This window comes from Lysinibacillus sp. FSL R7-0073, assembly GCF_038009065.1.
Classification (GTDB): Bacteria; Bacillota; Bacilli; order Bacillales_A; family Planococcaceae; genus Lysinibacillus; species Lysinibacillus fusiformis.
The window spans coordinates 3,349,342-3,367,394 of record NZ_JBBPAS010000001.1; the positions used below are offsets into that span (position 1 = coordinate 3,349,342).

General features: G+C 38.6%; 17 protein-coding genes and 1 other annotated feature. All 17 genes read right to left on the reverse strand.

Annotated elements, in window-relative coordinates; all coding sequences use genetic code 11:
- Position 1 precedes the first annotated feature (1 nt).
- The 17 genes from minC to hemC all read right to left on the reverse strand — a co-directional run bounded on the left by minC (position 2) and on the right by hemC (position 18,048).
- Complete coding sequence (minC, locus tag MKY88_RS16700; protein WP_069482156.1) at positions 2-670, reverse strand: septum site-determining protein MinC; 669 nt, start codon at positions 668-670, stop codon at positions 2-4.
- Between the two features lie 27 nt (positions 671-697).
- Positions 698-1,222 carry a rod shape-determining protein MreD gene (gene mreD, locus MKY88_RS16705; protein WP_004226656.1) on the reverse strand — a complete coding sequence of 175 codons (525 nt, stop codon included), beginning with the start codon at positions 1,220-1,222 and terminating at the stop codon, positions 698-700.
- The gene (gene mreC, locus MKY88_RS16710; RefSeq protein ID WP_193832689.1) at positions 1,222-2,136 is read right to left on the reverse strand and encodes a rod shape-determining protein MreC; all 915 of its coding nucleotides are present in this window, start codon (positions 2,134-2,136) and stop codon (positions 1,222-1,224) included. Before mreC ends, mreD begins: the two co-directional genes overlap by 1 nt.
- Positions 2,137-2,149: 13 nt before the next feature.
- Positions 2,150-3,169, reverse strand: a complete 1,020-nt coding sequence (locus MKY88_RS16715; protein ID WP_008180696.1) for a rod shape-determining protein — start codon at positions 3,167-3,169, stop codon at positions 2,150-2,152.
- 593 nt (positions 3,170-3,762) lie between these two features.
- Complete coding sequence (gene radC, locus MKY88_RS16720) at positions 3,763-4,434, reverse strand: RadC family protein (protein ID WP_193833735.1); 672 nt, start codon at positions 4,432-4,434, stop codon at positions 3,763-3,765.
- A 33-nt stretch (positions 4,435-4,467) separates the two neighbouring features.
- Positions 4,468-5,061 (reverse strand): Maf family protein, encoded by a 594-nt coding sequence (locus MKY88_RS16725; RefSeq protein WP_193832690.1) that lies wholly within the window; start codon positions 5,059-5,061, stop codon positions 4,468-4,470.
- 96 nt (positions 5,062-5,157) lie between these two features.
- A complete protein-coding gene (locus MKY88_RS16730) occupies positions 5,158-5,802 on the reverse strand; it encodes a hypothetical protein (protein ID WP_193832691.1) in 645 nt (214 codons plus the stop codon).
- 179 nt (positions 5,803-5,981) lie between these two features.
- Complete coding sequence (locus MKY88_RS16735) at positions 5,982-7,232, reverse strand: bifunctional folylpolyglutamate synthase/dihydrofolate synthase (RefSeq protein ID WP_328204163.1); 1,251 nt, start codon at positions 7,230-7,232, stop codon at positions 5,982-5,984.
- On the reverse strand, positions 7,229-8,509 hold the full coding sequence (locus MKY88_RS16740) for a bifunctional folylpolyglutamate synthase/dihydrofolate synthase (RefSeq protein WP_340814841.1): 1,281 nt from the start codon (positions 8,507-8,509) through the stop codon (positions 7,229-7,231). The genes MKY88_RS16735 and MKY88_RS16740 overlap by 4 nt, the downstream gene beginning before the upstream one ends.
- Positions 8,510-8,646: 137 nt before the next feature.
- Positions 8,647-9,045, reverse strand: coding sequence for a hypothetical protein (locus MKY88_RS16745; protein WP_069483398.1), 399 nt, complete (start codon positions 9,043-9,045; stop codon positions 8,647-8,649).
- A gap of 253 nt (positions 9,046-9,298) precedes the next feature.
- Positions 9,299-11,944, reverse strand: coding sequence for a valine--tRNA ligase (locus MKY88_RS16750; RefSeq protein WP_258268831.1), 2,646 nt, complete (start codon positions 11,942-11,944; stop codon positions 9,299-9,301).
- Positions 11,945-12,016: 72 nt separating this feature from the next.
- Positions 12,017-12,274, reverse strand: a binding site (T-box leader).
- Between the two features lie 273 nt (positions 12,275-12,547).
- Positions 12,548-13,228 carry a valyl-tRNA synthetase gene (locus MKY88_RS16755; protein WP_340814193.1) on the reverse strand — a complete coding sequence of 227 codons (681 nt, stop codon included), beginning with the start codon at positions 13,226-13,228 and terminating at the stop codon, positions 12,548-12,550.
- A 175-nt stretch (positions 13,229-13,403) separates the two neighbouring features.
- Positions 13,404-13,850, reverse strand: coding sequence for a CoxG family protein (locus MKY88_RS16760; protein WP_193832694.1), 447 nt, complete (start codon positions 13,848-13,850; stop codon positions 13,404-13,406).
- A 244-nt stretch (positions 13,851-14,094) separates the two neighbouring features.
- Positions 14,095-15,387, reverse strand: a complete 1,293-nt coding sequence (gene hemL / locus MKY88_RS16765; RefSeq protein WP_193832695.1) for a glutamate-1-semialdehyde 2,1-aminomutase — start codon at positions 15,385-15,387, stop codon at positions 14,095-14,097.
- Positions 15,388-16,368: a porphobilinogen synthase gene (gene hemB, locus MKY88_RS16770; protein WP_340814194.1), complete on the reverse strand. Its 981-nt coding sequence runs from the start codon at positions 16,366-16,368 to the stop codon at positions 15,388-15,390. It lies immediately after the preceding gene.
- The gene (locus MKY88_RS16775; RefSeq protein WP_258268829.1) at positions 16,365-17,126 is read right to left on the reverse strand and encodes a uroporphyrinogen-III synthase; all 762 of its coding nucleotides are present in this window, start codon (positions 17,124-17,126) and stop codon (positions 16,365-16,367) included. The genes hemB and MKY88_RS16775 overlap by 4 nt, the downstream gene beginning before the upstream one ends.
- Entirely contained in the window at positions 17,116-18,048 is a 933-nt protein-coding gene (gene hemC, locus MKY88_RS16780; RefSeq protein ID WP_340814195.1) for a hydroxymethylbilane synthase, read from the reverse strand. The genes MKY88_RS16775 and hemC overlap by 11 nt, the downstream gene beginning before the upstream one ends.
- Positions 18,049-18,053 lie beyond the last annotated feature (5 nt).

Genomic DNA, 18,053 nt, shown 5'->3' on the forward strand with positions numbered 1-18,053 from the left:
ACTAGCTTCCTCCCTTAGACACATTTAACAATGGTCGAATATTTTTTAAGGCGTGAATTTGATCGTACGTAATGCGTCCATCGTAACCAATAAATGCACAAGTCATTTCTGCTTGATTGATTTCTTTCACATGCTCATCTGACATTGCTTCCACCTGATCAGCAATCATAATATGCGTAGCCTCAAATCGAGAGGCGGCAATGATAGCTTCTTTATTGCCCTGCATACCAGCATGTACTATTCCTTTTAGTTTACCTAAGACATACACATTACCACCAGCCTCAACCCGACCGTTTGGATTGACATTTCCTACAATGATAATATCCCCTGATGAACGCAGAATCTGCCCTGATCTGACCACACCTAAATATGTATCTTGTTGACTTTCAATCATTTTCTGGTTGCTTTCATGGACAGTCAGTACTTCGCTTTGTACATTTGCTACAATGAGCTGCTCTGTTTCCTGCACAATATGGATAAGTTCATCGATCTGTTCATCAGTACAGTATCGATAGCCTAAGTATAATTGTACATCTACTTTACCATCGATACCGCCTTCTAACACTTTTTTCTTTAATTCTTCTACTAAATCGCTATAAGCACATTGGTCATCAAGACGCAGTACAAATCCGTCCTTCGTTCCCTTCATATTAACTAATTGTTTTTTCATGAATGCCTCACCTCACGTTGTTCTTTGTTAAGAAACCTCACGTGCTCTCTGTAAGACACGCGCATTAATTAGATACTTGAAGGCCCAACCAAGAATCATTAAAAATAAAGCATTTGCAATGATTGTTGGCAGTAGTCGTGAACGTAAGAAATCCGCTAAAGGTATTGCTGTAAAATCGATCAAGAAGAAAAATTGATAGAGTATAAATTCTAAAATGGCTACTAACACAACTGAAATAGTTGTTGTTACGACTAAGTGCTGATGTATAACTTTCACGATAGACCCTGCTAAAAAACATATAAGTGGATATAGAACTGAATATAATCCAATAATATCAATGTAAAACACATCATACAAGACACCAAAAAAAAGTCCATACATTACCGCGCGTTGACGGCTGTAATAGATGGAGATAAAAATGAGATATAAGATTAAAAAACGCGGTACTAGAAAATACACTTCTCCCTTGATTTCAATTGGAGAAAGCATCGCAAACTCTGGTTCTAGCAAGAATAGTAAAACCGCCACAGAAGGAATGAGAAAACGAACCATCATTCCGCCTCCTCTTCATTCGTATCTTGCGGGTTTGTTAAATCTTCGTTCGTTGAGCTGCCATCTGAACCATCAATGACTGTAGATGTACGCTTGGCAATAACAACATGCTCTAAAATCGAAAAATCAGCAGATGGTCTGACATACGCCATTTTTGTTAAGCCGTGATCATCTGTACTAACCTCTGTAATTTCTCCGATAGGGACACCTTTAGGGAAAATACCTCCGAGTCCTGAAGAAACTACCTGCTCGCCTTCTTTAACCTTAAAACTAGAATCGATTCGCTTCATAATGAGTTCATTACGTTCTTCATCAAAGCCCTCGATTAAACCGTATGCTTCTTCTTCACCTAACACCATTGCAGAAACACGATAGTTAGGATTATTTGTATTTAAAAGCTCTACCTCAGAAGTGAAAGGCGTAACTAGTATAATTTTTCCTACTAGCCCTTTCGCCGTCATAACTGCCATATTTTTTTGGACTCCATGAGAAGATCCTTTATCTAAAATGATTTTCTCTTCCCATTGGTCAGGATTTCTAGCAATCACTGTTGCTTGAATAGGATTAAATGCCTTTAAGCTCTCAGTTTTATCCAAAAGCTCACGAAGCTTATTATTCTCTGATTTTAAATCCGTAGCCTCAGCTTGTACAATTGCAAAATCTTCTAAGCGTGCTTTTAAACGTTTATTTTCTTCGTACGTGTTTAAGAGGGAGTCAATATTATTAAAAATACCATTAACATAATTTGCCGGCTTCGCAACAAGCGATTGTGCGACGCCGACAGTATCTTTAATAATTTGCTCTGGTAAAGTAGCATTCGTCCGATCACGTAATGAGAAGCTAATCAATGCCACAAGAAAAACCATGCCTACGAGCAGCAAAATTACTTTCTTATTGAAAAAAAAATGTGGCATTGCCTAAACCTCCTTACCCTTTAACCTGTTGTTGACGAATTAAGTCCATATGATCTAAAGCTTTACCCGTACCAATTGCTACACAGTCTAAAGGATCTTCTGCGATAAATACTGGCATATTTGTTTCTTTACTAATCACTTTATCTAAGTTTGTTAATAGTGCGCCACCACCAGTTAATACGATACCGCGCTCCATAACGTCCGCAGATAATTCAGGAGGTGTCTGTTCTAATGTTTTACGAACGCCATCAATAATTGATGAAACTGCTTCGCGTAATGACTCAGAAATTTCCTGTGAAGAGATTTCAATTGTTTTTGGTAAACCTGTTAGAAGGTCACGACCTCTAATTTCCATCTTCTCTTCTGGTCCTTCAGCTAATGCCGTACCAATTTCCATTTTTACCGCTTCTGCAGTACGTTCACCAATTGTTAAATTATACGTTTTACGGATATATGAAATGATAGATTGATCCATTGCATCCCCACCAACACGTACGGACTCACTTGTTACAATACCACCTAGTGAAATAACAGCTACTTCTGTTGTACCACCACCGATGTCAACTACCATTGACCCTGTTGGATCCCATACCGGTAAATTTGATCCGATAGCCGCTGCAAATGGCTCTTCGATTGTGAAAGCCTCTTTTGCGCCCGCTTGTCGAGCTGCATCAATAACCGCACGTTGTTCCACTGAAGTAATACCATAAGGCACACAAATCATAACATTTGGTTTTTTCCAATTGCCGCCAGAATTTTTAGAGGCTTCTCTTAAATAATACTGAATCATTGCTGTCGTAATATCGAAATCAGCGATAACGCCATCTTTCATTGGGCGAATTGCTACGATTGAGCCAGGTGTACGACCAATCATATTTTTAGCATCATTACCAACGGCAACGATATCTCCTGTTTTCGTATTTTTTGCTACTACTGAAGGTTCTCGTAAAACGATTCCCTTTCCTTTAATAAACACTAATGTATTCGCTGTGCCGAGGTCAATCCCGACATCTTTGCTTCCTAGTCCAAACAAATTGTGTACTCCCTTTCTATTTAAGCCATACTTTCGTTGACATCCATTATCTTTGACAGTCATGTATAGGAAATTGAATTGTATAAAAATACAATTGACTCCTCCGCAAAACCCATAGCACTCCGCCAAAGTTTTTATCTTCATCAGTTAGTGTTTCACACCTTGAAAAAACTACACACTTATTTAGCTCACCACCAATTTCGATGGGAGTCTTTCCTGAATCAAGATAAAATTCATACCGTTCATTATAACGGAAAAGCGCAAGAATTTGTAGTGTCACATACTTTATCTCACAGAAAAGATACTATTTTAATTCCCTCTTAAACTAAAAATAGTACGTATAGATTAGCATATAATTTTTATTCTCATAAGACAATGTGTATCAGGCTACCAATTTTTGTGAAGATAATATCAGTTTCTAGAATACATTAACGATTTGAATCGAAAAAGGTTCGCCATTAAACCACAAAAAAATACAAAAATTTTAGGAATATGCCTCTAATGTCATAGCATTAAGATATTTCGAGTTTTTACGTAAAGTTCCTCTGAGACATCTGCTCAAGATAAAAAAACTCTGCAAATTTCATGCAGAGTTAAAAATACCCTTTTTCCTTCAAACTGATGAATTGATGATCACCGATAATTAGATGATCAATTAATTCAATGCCCATAATATAACCAGCCTCTTCAATTCGCTTTGTGACATCAATGTCCTCCGCACTAGGAGTTGGTACTCCACTAGGATGATTATGTGCACAAATAATTGAAGCAGCAGACCGCTTCACTGCTTCTCGAAAAATTTCCCGTGGGTGCACGATAGAGGCATTTAAGCTGCCTATAAAAATCGTCTGTTTGTGAATGATTTGGTTTTTAATATTTAAAAAAAGAACAACAAAATGTTCCTGATTAAGTGAAGTCATGTCAGGCATTAAATAAGCAGCCGCATCTTGTGGAGAACGAATAGTAAATTTCTCATCATTCTGCTTTTGAGCCAGTCGTCGACCAAGTTCAATGGCGGCTAATAATTGTATAGCCTTCACCTCACCAATCCCTTTAATAGCGACCATTTCCTCAATGGTTGCGTGTTTTAAATGATGGAGACGTTCAAAAACAGTTAATACTCGATTCGCGAGGACAAGAACCGATTCTTCTTTTGTGCCTGTCCTCAATAAAATAGCAATTAGCTCTTGATTGGATAGACTTTCTGCCCCTTGTCGTATCAGTCTTTCACGAGGGCGATCTTCCAGATGAACATCACGTAACATCAACGTAGGCAAAGCCTTATCTAGCAAAAATGCTCACTCCTTCGCAAATTGGACAATTTGTAGGTTTACCAATTGCGAAAACAACGCTGCAAGTGGTAAGCCTACAACATTGTTATAATCTCCTTCAATTCGTTTCACTAAAAGTGTGCCTATCGTCTGGATACCATAACCTCCCGCTTTATCGAAAGGGTCTCCAGAATCGACATAGGCTTCAATCAAATCCTTTGATAGAGGATGAAAAACAACCGTGGTTTCTTCCACAAAGACGCTTTCTTTCCCAGTAGGTTCAATAATAGCGACCGCTGTCATCACGACATGTTTACGGTCAGATAAACGTAATAAATGAGAACTAGCTTCTTCACGAGTTTTTGGTTTATGTAGCAGCTCATCATTGTCGACAACAATCGTGTCAGCACCAATGATTGTTGCATTGGTTGCTTTTTTCGCTACATCTCGTGTTTTTAAGAGAGCTACTCCTTTTACATATTCCTGCATTGAATTAGCTTGTACACTTGTTTCTTCAACTTCACTTGTCACGACCTCAAACGGCAGTGCTAACATTTCCAGCAATTCCTTTCGTCTTGGTGAAGCAGAGGCAAGTATAAGCTTATGGTTTGTTTTTAACATGATCCGACCATCCTTCCTTATCTTTATGATACCGAAGAATGTTCGATTTGAAAATTTTCTAAAAATCAAGATAATAATGATTTACTATCTTTACTTTTAAAATTTCACTTGGAGACATGTATTTTTAGCCTGATAATGAGCAAAAACTTGCAAACGAATGACGCTAACATCATTGGAAATAGTAGAGGCAGCTGCTCCAATTGATTGCCAATCTTCAGGTAAAGTTGAATCCTTCCCGTCTTCCTTAAAATTTAATTTTGTAGCATTTTTATCTGCTAATGCCGTTGGCAATTCCACAAGGGTTGGCTTCTTACAGCTATCACCACTGACACTAAATGCTTTTTTAAAGGTTGCCGGTTCCTGTAAGAATTTAAGCTGACTTTCTTCAATCTCCATGCTTGTCCAAACATAAAACTTGCCATCAACCTCGACAATTGCGCTCTCTTTTAATGCAGGGTACTCGGCAACAAATGCACTTGCACTCTCATAGTTTGAATACACGCCTGCTTGACTAGCATAAAACATAGGTGCATTTGATGTACTAGTTGTCTCACCGGCAGTAGGAATGGTTTCTGATTGTGATTGATTAGTTGCCACATCACTACCATTATTCTTTATCGGTAACTGGGTACTGGCTTGTAAAACACCTAAAAAAATGGCCACACCTAACAAACCTACAAATCCACCAATAATCATTGCCCGAAATATTTGTTTTTTTATCACATGACTTACAATTTTCATCCATCTATCACCTCATCCTTCCACCTATCCGTACACGTTTCAATAAAACGAGATTTCAATATATAAAAGTATATGTAGAATTAGAAGTGTAAATGCGAATTTATTGAGATTTGATTCATAACAAAAACGGCATACATTCATAAAAAAACTAGGACTTCCTATTAGGGGTCCTAGTCATTTCATACTTTTAAGCTATTTCTTACTGCCGTTAATAAATATAATGAGCCCGATACGATCGTTCTTTGCTTGCTGTCTGATTGCATCTGTAAAAATTGTGCATAATCCAATAAGATATTTTTAGATGTCGCTTTGGAAAGCACCAGCAAATTTTGTGCAGTCATTGCTCGTGGATTATCAAAATCAACGAAATAAAATTCATCACTAACTTGCTCTAACAGGCGAAGAATTTGTTGAACATCTTTGTCTGCTAATATCCCCACAACAAATGTGATTCGCTCTCCAGGAAACTCACCCTTAATCGTTTCTACTAATTTTTCAGCACTCGCCGGGTTATGTGCCCCATCGACAATCACAAATGGTATGATTTCTTCAAAGCGGCCTAAAATAGCCGCTTGTTTCACAGCATTCTGAATTGCTGTTTGATTCACAGGCACCTTAAGAAATGCTGTCAATTCTAGGAATGCTGTAATAGCAAGTGCCATGTTATCGCCCTGATGAGTCCCTTTCATTGTACGTGTTAGATGGGAGAATTGGACATGTTGTTCGTCATTTCTATAACATTCTCCTTCACCCACTGAGTGTATTGAAAAATGATTACCTATTTCAAAAACTGCGGCTTTTTTTTGAGCAGCCTCTGCATAAACAACCCGCTTCGCATCTTCTGGCAAATTACCGATAATGACAGGGCGATTTTGTTTAATAATACCCGCTTTATGACGCGCAATACTGTCGATTGTATCGCCTAGAAATTTTGTGTGCTCTAAAGCGATGCTAGGGATTATGGATACGATAGGTGTTACCACATTCGTACTATCCAATAATCCCCCCATCCCTGCTTCAATTAAGGAAATATCAACTTCATAATTCACAAAATGTAAAAATGCTACTACAGTCAAAAGTTCAAAATCTGTTAGTTTCCCGCTTAAACCAGCGGCATGCATTTGTCGAAAAACAACATCCATATCAGCTTCGGTAATAGGTTGACCATCTATTTGAATTTGGTCGTGCACATCGACTATACAGGGTGACATAAATTTGCCCACACGTAAATCATGTTCTTTGGCGATAGCCTCAAGGAAGGTTAATGTGGAGCCCTTCCCATTTGTGCCAGCCAAGTGTACGACATGTAAGTTGTGCTGAGGGTTCCCAACTAATAACAAAGCCTTCTCCATCGCCACAAGACCAGGTTTTATGACATCATCACTGTGGACAGCCCATTTCTTTTTATAATGATCAAATCCTGGTATCATCGCCCTTCCTCCTGTAGCCACTGGCGAACACCCGCAATGAAGTATAAAGAGCCGGTAATCACCACAACATCCTCTTCAGCTCTTTCACGTAATACAGTTTGTACCGATTCCAACCAATCCTTATAGTACGATTTATTGGCATTCGTTGATAACACGACTAAGTCTTCAGCAGGCATTGCATTAGGTAGATTGATTTGTGTAAAAGTAATTGACGTTGCAACATCATCCATTAGTGCAATGCTATTTGCGTGATCTTTATCTGCTAATGCTGCATACACAAAACGATAATGGCTTTTTGGAAATACCTTTTTGAGTGTTTGGATAAGTGCCGCCGTCCCTTCAGAATTATGGGCACCATCTAAAACAATTTTTTGAGGCCATTGTTCGAAGCGGCCAGCCCAATGTGCATATTGAAGTCCATACCGAATGGATGAGTCTGATATAGTAATGGCGCCCTCTTCACGCAATGCAAGGATTGCTGTAATGGCCAGACTTGCATTATTGATTTGATGGGGACCAGCCATTTTTAAAGCTATATCAGTCATCACAATATTAGCTGTTTCATACGTGAATTGCTGAATGTCTGTACTTTGTAAAATATCTGAGACAGTAAAATCTTGTCCTAAAATGAAGCATGGCGCCTGTTGTGCATCCGCCATTTCATTTATAACAGCTAATGCTTCTTCATTCCTAACCCCTACAACAACTGGAACACCCCTTTTTATGATGCCTGCCTTTTCAGAGGCAATTTCGGCAAAAGTATCACCTAAAAAGGCCGTATGCTCAAGCGAAATTGTTGTAATAATAGCTAGTAGTGGCGTCACGACATTGGTCGCATCTAAACGCCCTCCAAGCCCCGTTTCAATAAGCGCTATATCAATTTTCTGATCGGCAAAAAATTGAAACATTATTAGTGTTACTACTTCAAAAAAGCTTGGAAAATCTCCATTATATTGTTCTTCTATAATCCTAGCTAGTTTATTGAAATAGTATAAAAATTGTTCATCAGAAATTGGCTCACCATTAATGGTCATCCTTTCATTGACTCGCTCTAAATGCGGGGAAGTAAATGCCCCTACTTGGTACCCAGCGTGCTGTAGCATTTCTCGAAGGGCATTCACTGTGGAACCCTTCCCATTTGAACCAGCCACATGAATCATGCGTAGTTTATTGTGAGGATTCTCTAAATGTGCTAGTACTTCTTTCATTAGTACAAGCGGTGCACGTTTATGATCAACGGCTTTTAGTGTAAAAATAAATTCCGTACATTCGTTCATTGTGTTAAACAAAAGAAACACTCCCTCTTACTGCAATATCTCTATTTTAGTACAAGTAACGTTTAATAACATAGATTAATTACAAAACAATAGAAAAAACACACAGCTAGCAACTGCGTGTTTGATAAGTATTTTTGTTAATGTACTTGTTGGGCCCCTAGCAAAGCACCCATATTGTCCAAAATAATTTTTGCATCATTGTTTAATAAAGGCATAACATCTGAACGTTGTACTAAATCAAAGGAGTTTTTTAATGTTCTTTTCAACATTGAAATATCAAAATTTGAGCAATACTCATTTATTTTATTGATGGTTAACAGATCTGCCCGTGATAGTTTTGTACACTCCTGTTGAGTTTGCCTATTTGCTAATACATGTTTAATAAGCACACGCGCACTTGTGTTTAATAAACGATAATATTTCGCTTCTGATAATTTCAATAGATTCGTTTCAATCAATACCCTTGCACTAACAAAATCAAAGTCATCACATGCTTTATTGACTTTCGTAATATAGGTTGTCATATTACCTGTCATTTTCACATCTCCATTCATACCATAAACCCGAAAAAAAGCCATTGCTTTGGTATAGCGATTCCATTACAGACCATTTCTTTTCCATCTACTTAACATTGCGTTAGGTTTTGTTTCCTACTATAATAACAAATTACCTCACTATTAGACTAATTATTCTAAATATTACTATATACTTTTACCCATTTCAATGCATAACTTTTGCCCCGTATAAAAAAAGCAATGGATGACTTTATCGTCATCCATTGCTCTACTATTACATCTTTTTTAATTCTTCTAAACGTTTTAATACAACCGCGTGCTTACTTTCATAATCCGCTAATTTTTCACGTTCTACATTTACTAATGCCTCAGGTGCTTTCGACACGAACTTTTCATTTGAAAGCTTACCTGTCACTAACTTCACTTCTTTTGCCCATTTCTCTAATTCTTTTTCAAGACGAGCGATTTCTTCCTCTAAGTTAATAAGCCCAACAAGCGGTAGGAAAACTTGAGCACCTGTAATAACTGCTGTCATCGATTGACCTGGTGCCTCTAAGGCTTCACCAATTGTTAACGTATCTGGGTTACAGAATTTCTCTAAATAGGCTTTATTCGCTTCAAGCACTGCCACTGTTGCAGCATCTTTTGCAGAGATAAATAACGGTACTTTTTTGCTCATTGGCGTGTTTACTTCCGCACGAATATTACGTACTGAACGTATAATATCCATTAGGAGCTTCATATTATCTGCTTCTTCAGCAAAATGAAGATCCGAGCGTACTGTCGGCCATGCAGCCACTGTAATTGATTCTCCATCATGCGGTAAGTGTTGCCAGATTTCTTCGGTAATGAATGGCATAAATGGATGTAATAGACGCATCGTTTGATCGAGAACGTACGCTAAAATAGAACGAGTTGTCTTTTTAGCAGCTTCATCCTCACCGTAAAGTGGTAATTTTGCCATTTCAATATACCAAGAACAGAAATCATCCCAAATGAAATTGTAAAGTTCACGACCAACTTCACCAAATTCATAGCGCTCTGCCAGAGATGTTACACGTTCAATCGTCTCATTTAAGCGTGTTAAAATCCATTTGTCAGCAACCGACTTTTCACCAGTTAAGTCGATTTCATCGTATGTCATTCCATTCATATTCATAAGGGCAAAACGTGACGCATTCCAAATCTTATTGGAAAAATTCCATACAGCCTCTACTTTCTCAGTAGTATAACGTAAATCTTGACCAGGTGATGAACCTGTCGCTAAGAAGTAGCGTAATGAATCTGCACCATATTGCTCAATAACATCCATTGGATCTACACCATTGCCAAGTGATTTACTCATTTTGCGCCCTTCACCATCACGAACTAAACCGTGAATTAATACATCTTTGAATGGGCGTTGTTCTGTAAATTCAAGACCTTGGAAAATCATTCGAGATACCCAGAAGAAAATAATATCATACCCTGTTACGAGTGTATTTGTTGGGTAGTAACGTTTGTATTCTTCATTTGCCTCGTCGGGCCAGCCCATTGTAGAAAACGGCCATAGCGCTGAAGAGAACCATGTATCTAGCACGTCTTCATCTTGTGTCCAATTGTCTGCATCAGCCGGTGCTTCTTTTCCTACGTAAATTTCACCGGTTTCATTATGGTACCAAGCCGGGATTTGATGGCCCCACCATAATTGGCGAGAAATACACCAATCACGAATATTCTCCATCCAGCGAGAATAAGTGTTTTCAAAACGAGCTGGAACAAAGTTTACTTTACCTTCTTGGTCTTTTTGAAGCTCTAATGAAGAATCTGCAAGTGGTTGCATTTTAACGAACCATTGTGCTGAAAGATATGGCTCTACAACAGCACCAGAACGTTCAGAATGCCCTACTGAATGCATATGTTCTTCAATGCGTATTAACACACCCGCTTCTTGTAAATCAGCAACAATTTGCTTACGACATTCAAAACGATCCATACCGTTATATTTGCCAGCAAGTTCGTTCATTGTGCCATCTTCATTCATCACAAGGATACGCTCAAGGTTGTGACGATTACCAACTTCAAAGTCATTTGGATCATGGGCAGGCGTCATTTTTACAACCCCTGTTCCAAATTCCATATCAACATAGTCATCAGCTACAATTGGAATTTCACGACCTACAATCGGTAAAATAACTGTTTTACCAATTAAATGCTGATAACGTTCATCTTTCGGGTGAACAGCTACTCCAGAGTCACCAAGCATCGTTTCAGGACGTGTTGTCGCTACTTCTACATATCCTGAGCCATCAGCTAAAGGATATTTCATATGATAGAAGGCACCCTGCACATCCTGATAAATAACCTCGATATCAGACAATGCAGTTTTAGCAGCCGGATCCCAGTTAATAATGCGTTCACCACGATAAATTAAGCCTTTTTCATATAATTGAACAAAAACTGTATTAACTGCCTCCGAAAGACCTTTATCAAGTGTGAAACGCTCACGTGTGTAGTCTAATCCAAGGCCAAGCTTTGCCCATTGATCACGGATATGCCCAGCATATTCTTCTTTCCATTCCCATGTTTTTTCGAGGAATTTTTCACGTCCTAAATCATAACGTGTAATATTATCCTCACGTAGCTTTGCTTCTACTTTTGCCTGTGTAGCAATACCTGCATGGTCCATACCTGGTAACCAAAGTGCATCATATCCTTGCATACGTTTCATACGAATGAGGATATCTTGTAAAGTTGTATCCCATGCATGACCAAGGTGTAATTTACCTGTTACGTTCGGTGGTGGAATAACGATTGAATAGGGTTCTTTCCCGCTTTCTGGCTGCGCCTCAAAAAATTTCCCTTGCAACCACCATTCGTAGCGACCGGCTTCAATGGACTGTGGGTCATATTTAGTTGGCATTGAAATGTTTTCTGTCATATTGACTCCTCCTAATGTTTGAAGACTATTGATAAAGTAATCACTTTACCAAATAAAAAAACTCCTCTCGTCTAAAAGGACGAAGGAGTTTTAGTTCGCGGTACCACCTTTAATTCCAGCAGCGGTTAAGGAAATGATCATCGAGTACATTTCTCAGCCTTATCTACTGGCTCTTAATTCGGTAACGGTGTTTAACCGGCTTTAACTACTGTTAGTTCACTAAAGCTGCTCAAGGGCTACCTTCAATTAAGTACAAATAGAAACTTCTCAGCTACCGTTTCCTCTCTGAAAATGTAAACATAATTTACTCTTCCCTATCATAGCATCTGTATTTGATTTTCCTTATTGTACCGCAAAAACGTGTAATTTTTCAAGTGATTTAGTCATCTTTTAATAAGAGTAAAGTAAATAGAAAAGGAAGTGAATATTCAAATGCGTCGACGCAAGTATAACCCCTGGCTTTTACCACCTTGGATTAGGCAAGTTCGTTTTTACTGTAGAACGATTATTGTGCCGATTTGTTGTTTTCAGTTTATCCGTGTCATTATTGTTCCAACATCCGGTGATTTAGTTTTCTTATTACTCTTGCTACTTCTCAGCTATTTACTTTTGAAAGACATCATTTGATACACGAACTTTAAGCGGTGTATATTCTTCAGTTAGATCCCAAATCATGGAAGGCACTTCATGCCAAGAGCTGGATTCACGTACAACAATATGACTTGAGGATTCTCTCAAAATTGTTTTTTGGTCAACTGTTGTAGTCTTCTCTTGGTGTGAAGCTGCTACTACTGCGGTAGTTTGTTTCTTCACTTGCATGCTTTCTTCTGGTACAGCAAATGTCTCTTCATGTTCAAAAGCACTGGCAGTAAAGGACTGATTTTCTAACAAATGGTCATTTTCAACAACTGGCTCATATTCATTAAAGATGCTAGTGACTGTCCATTCAAGCTGACATTTCTGATTCGTCAAGCTTGGGCGAATATCTTTGACCATTATATCCTTAAGGTCTGATTCCTTTGGTAAATCGACATGTAATGGCACGGCATACTCAAAATAACCTGTATCTCCTTGGACATCTAAGGCATCAATCGAAATTAAATTTTCATCGCCTGTATAAGCTTGCATATTTTGAAAATCGAAGCGTACATGTGCGGTGATATGATATATACCTATTAGTCGAAGTGAATCCTCTAACTGCATTGCCTGCCATTGTGGCTTAATTTGTACAGCTGCTATTTCTGTTGGGCAGCCGTACCCAGGAAAACAAAATGTTTCACTCATATTCCAAGTTTTATGTTCGATAATAATCCCTCCCTTTGCATCATATGACTTATGAGGGGATAGTATGCTAGAAAGCTTCCTATTCAACCGTATAAAAAAAGAGGAAATTCATATAAAAATGGCATGCTAGAACATTACTTCTAGCATGCCATTTTTAGGAATGTACTTACATCCATTACACATGTACTAATTTAATTTTATTCGCTACACGATCTGTTAACATTCGCGTTGCCTTTGGTACAATCGGTTTGAAAATTGGATTTAAAACAGGACCAGCTAATCCGCCAGCAATAACTTCTAAGAAGCCTGTCATTTTTGTGTTTTCAGCATCGATGCTTTCTGCAAGGAAATAGCCATTTCCTGTAAAATTATCCGAGAGACCTTTAAGTTCAAATGTCACTTTGGACGGGGATACCCACTCTAAAATAATAATTTCTACTTCAACTGTTTTTTTCAGAACTCCAACATTTCCTTTAAAAGTCCATGTTGAATGTTTGTCATCAATCATTTCATGTGCGTTATAACCTGGGACAAGCTTTGCCCATTTTTCCATATCACTGACGAAATCCCATACATGTTCAATTCCTACGGGTACTTCGACCGTATGTGTGCCTGTTGCCATATCAATTCACTACTTTCTTTTATGAATAGCTATATTATAAACGATATCGTCCACATTTTGGCTATGCTGAAAGATATAATTTTGACGAAAACAGGTCCTTCATCCAGTATAGATAATTGTCCCTGGTAGTTAATATATGCTATATTTTCTTTTTTGATCTTTTATTGCTCAAGTACTACAATGACTTCTAACTTATATCTAAAAAAGGGCATGCTAGATTTTATTCTAGCATGCCCTATCAATTTTACTTAGCTAATTGTGCAAATACTTTATGGAAGGCATCAACTGTTTTTGCGATATGCTCCTCTGTATGTGCAGTAGAGATAAATAACCCTTCAAACTGAGACGGTGGTAGGAAAATTCCTTCCTCAGCCATCAAGTGGAAGTATTCAGCAAATAAGGCTAAATCCGATGATTTAGCAGTTGCAAAATCAATTACCTCTTCGTTCGTAAAGAAGAAGCCAATCATAGAACCCGCACGATTAACAGTGTGAGGTATATTGTATTTCGTCGCCGCTTCACGGAAACCAGCCTCAAGCTGATCGCCTAGTTGTTTAAAGTATTCATAAGTATTGTAATCTAAACGTGATAACGTTTCATAGCCTGCTGTCATAGCTAATGGATTCCCTGAAAGTGTACCTGCTTGATAAATTGGTCCAGCCGGTGCTACTTGCTCCATAATTTTTTTAGTACCAGCAAACGCTCCTACAGGAAGGCCGCCGCCAATTACTTTCCCTAACGTCGTCAAATCAGGTGTAACTCCGAAATAACCTTGTGCACAGCCGTAATCGACACGGAAGCCCGTCATAACCTCATCAAAGATTAATAACGCACCATGTGTAGTTGTTAATTCGCGTAAACCTTCTAAGAAACCTGATTGTGGAGGTACAACCCCCATATTCCCTGCAACTGGCTCTACAATAACTGCAGCTAATTCTGCACCAAATTTTTCGAAAACAGCTTTAGCACCTTCTAAATCATTATAGGCTACAGTTAACGTATTACGAGCGATATCTGCTGGTACGCCAGGGCTATCAGGAAGACCCAGTGTGGCAACTCCAGATCCTGCTTTAATTAGTAATGAATCACCATGGCCATGATAAGAGCCTTCAAATTTTAAAATCTTATCCCGACCTGTAACACCGCGTGCTACACGTAATGCAGACATAGTAGCTTCTGTTCCCGAAGAAACAAAGCGAATCATTTCCATGCCTGGAAGACGATCTAACACTAATTGAGCTAAACGATTTTCTGTATAGCTTGGTGCACCAAAGGAAGAGCCTTTTGCCGCAGTTTCAGCAATTGCTTTGACAACCTCTGGATGTGTATGTCCTAAAATAAGTGGGCCCCAAGATAATACATAATCTATATATTCATTACCATCAATATCTTTAATGATAGCCCCATGGCCTGATTCCATGAAAATTGGGTCCATATTTACTGATTTGAATGCACGAACGGGGCTGTTCACCCCACCTGGCATTAACTGAACAGCTTCAGCATAGGCTTGTTTTGATTTTTCGTAAGAACGTGTCATTTATTTCTCCTCCAACCAACGTGCAACATCTTTTGCATGATACGTAATAATTAAATCAGAACCTGCACGTTTCATGCCTAACAATGTTTCAAGCACAACTTTTTTCTCTTCAATCCAACCATTAATAGCAGCTGCTTTAATCATCGCATACTCACCTGAAACATTATACGCAACAAGTGGTAATGGATAATTATTTTTCATATCTCGAATAATATCTAAATAACTTAGGGCAGGCTTAACAATTAAGAAATCCGCCCCCTCTTCGATATCAGATTCTGCCTCACGGAATGCCTCTAAACGGTTTGATGGGTCCATTTGATATGATTTACGATCACCAAATTGTGGAGCACCATCTGCCGCGTCACGGAATGGGCCATAGTAACTTGACGCATATTTCACAGCATATGACATGATTGGAATATGTTCAAAGCCCGCTTCATCAAGCCCAGCACGAATCGCCGCAACAAAACCATCCATCATATTAGATGGAGCAATTATATCTGCGCCTGCCTTTGCTTGTGATACTGCTGTACGAGCTAAAACATCTAATGAAGGGTCATTTAAAATTTGATCACCCTCAATTAAGCCGCAATGACCATGATCCGTAAACTCACATAAGCATGTATCCGCAATGACTAAAAGCTCAGGGTGACGCGTTTTAATTAAGCGAGTAGCTTCTTGGACAATACCATGATCATGGAATGCACCAGTTCCAACAGCATCTTTTTCAGCCGGTAAACCAAATAAAATTACAGCTGGGATTCCTAAAGCAACAACTTCATCAATTTCTGCTTCTAGCTTATCTAATGAAAATTGAAAAACACCAGGCATAGATTGTACTTCATTTTTAATATTTTCGCCCTCTATTACAAAAATAGGATAAATCAGGTCCTCTTTATGTAAGTATGTTTCTTTTACCAATGATCGCATCGTTGCATTGGCACGCAAACGACGATGTCTTTGAAATTGTAGTTTTGTCATGATTTGTCCCCTACTTTCATTAATTCTTCGATGACTGCTTGCATTGTATATACACTTGGCATAATATCCACAGTTGCACCGTATTGTTCAAGAGCTGCTTCCGTAATATGGCCGATGGCTGCAACTCTTGTTGCCTGCCACCCAACATGTACTGCTACACTTTTTGCATATACGTCAACAGCTGAAGGACTAGCAAAAATCACTGTGACGTCCTCATTGTGATGAATGCAATTAATAATAGCTGTTGTTTGATCTTGTCGTTCTACCGTTTCATAAACTGTCCATTCTTTCAAATTAAAGGGCAGTCCATCCTTCAACGTACTTTTCGCCTTTTCTCCACGAATAAACAGACAACTTGGATGGTCTCCAGCTATACTTGGAAATTCCTTGACGAAAATATCAGCACTAAATATGGAAGGCATAAAGCTCACTTGAAATCCTAGATTTTCTAACGCTGTTGTTGTTTTTGTACCAATGGAAGCAATTTTCGATTGGAAATTTTCAGCACTTAATTGATACCGTTCCATCTTATTAGCAAAGGCATCTACTGCATTTTGACTCGTAAAGATTACCCAGTCAAATTGAAGCGCACTGTTCAACAGTTTTGCATCATCGTTGTCCATACGTTCGCATGTTTCAATTAATGGGGCAATTACTGCATGGCCACCTAAAGCTGCAATATCATCTACAATAGCTGTTGTTTTAGATGTACCTGTTAAAAGTACCGTTTTACCTCTTAAAGGTAAATCATTTTGCATCTTGCTCTGCCTTCACACGTTGAATTAAATCGAAAGCTCCTTGTTTCGTTAAAATAGTAGCCAGCTCTTCCCCTATTTTTTGTGCGTCTGAACCAACTACTGTTTCTTTATACACAACTGATGCATCAGGTGCAGCAACAAGGCCTGTTAAAGTAATTTCATCCCCATTTGATGTGGCATAGCCAGCGATTGGCACTTGGCACCCACCATCCATAGCCGCCAAGAATGCTCGTTCTGCATGCGCCTCTTGCCATGTTAATTGGTCTGTTAATTTAGCTAACTCAGCTAGTAACTCGGTATCATCTCCACGGCATTCAATACCAAGAGAACCTTGTGCTACGGCTGGCAAGCAATCTTCCACTGATAAAAATTCAGTGACAACATCTTCACTCCAACCAAGTCGTTTTAAACCGGCTGCTGCTAAAATAATCGCGTCGTATTCTTCGGTCTCAAGCTTAGCTAAACGTGTATCAACGTTTCCTCTAATCCATTTAATTTCAAGATCAGGACGTACTGTTAATAGCTGTGCACTACGACGTAAAGAACTTGTCCCGACTACAGCTCCTGCAGGAAGATCAGCAAATTTAACATGTTCCTTCGAAATAAATGCGTCACGTGCATCTTCACGTGGAGGAATACAGCCAATTACTAAACCTTCCGGCAATACAGCAGGCATATCTTTCATAGAATGGACAGCAAAATCAATCTCTTTATCGTAAAGGGCTTGTTCAATTTCTTTAACGAACAATCCTTTTCCCCCTACCTTTGAAAGCTGTACATCTAAAATTTGATCACCTTTTGTCACGATTTCTTTTACTTCAAATTCAAATGGAGCACCAGCAGCCTTTAATTCATTAATGAACCAATTTGTTTGCGTTAGTGCTAGCTTACTTCTCCTAGAACCTACAATAATTTTTCTCAACAGTC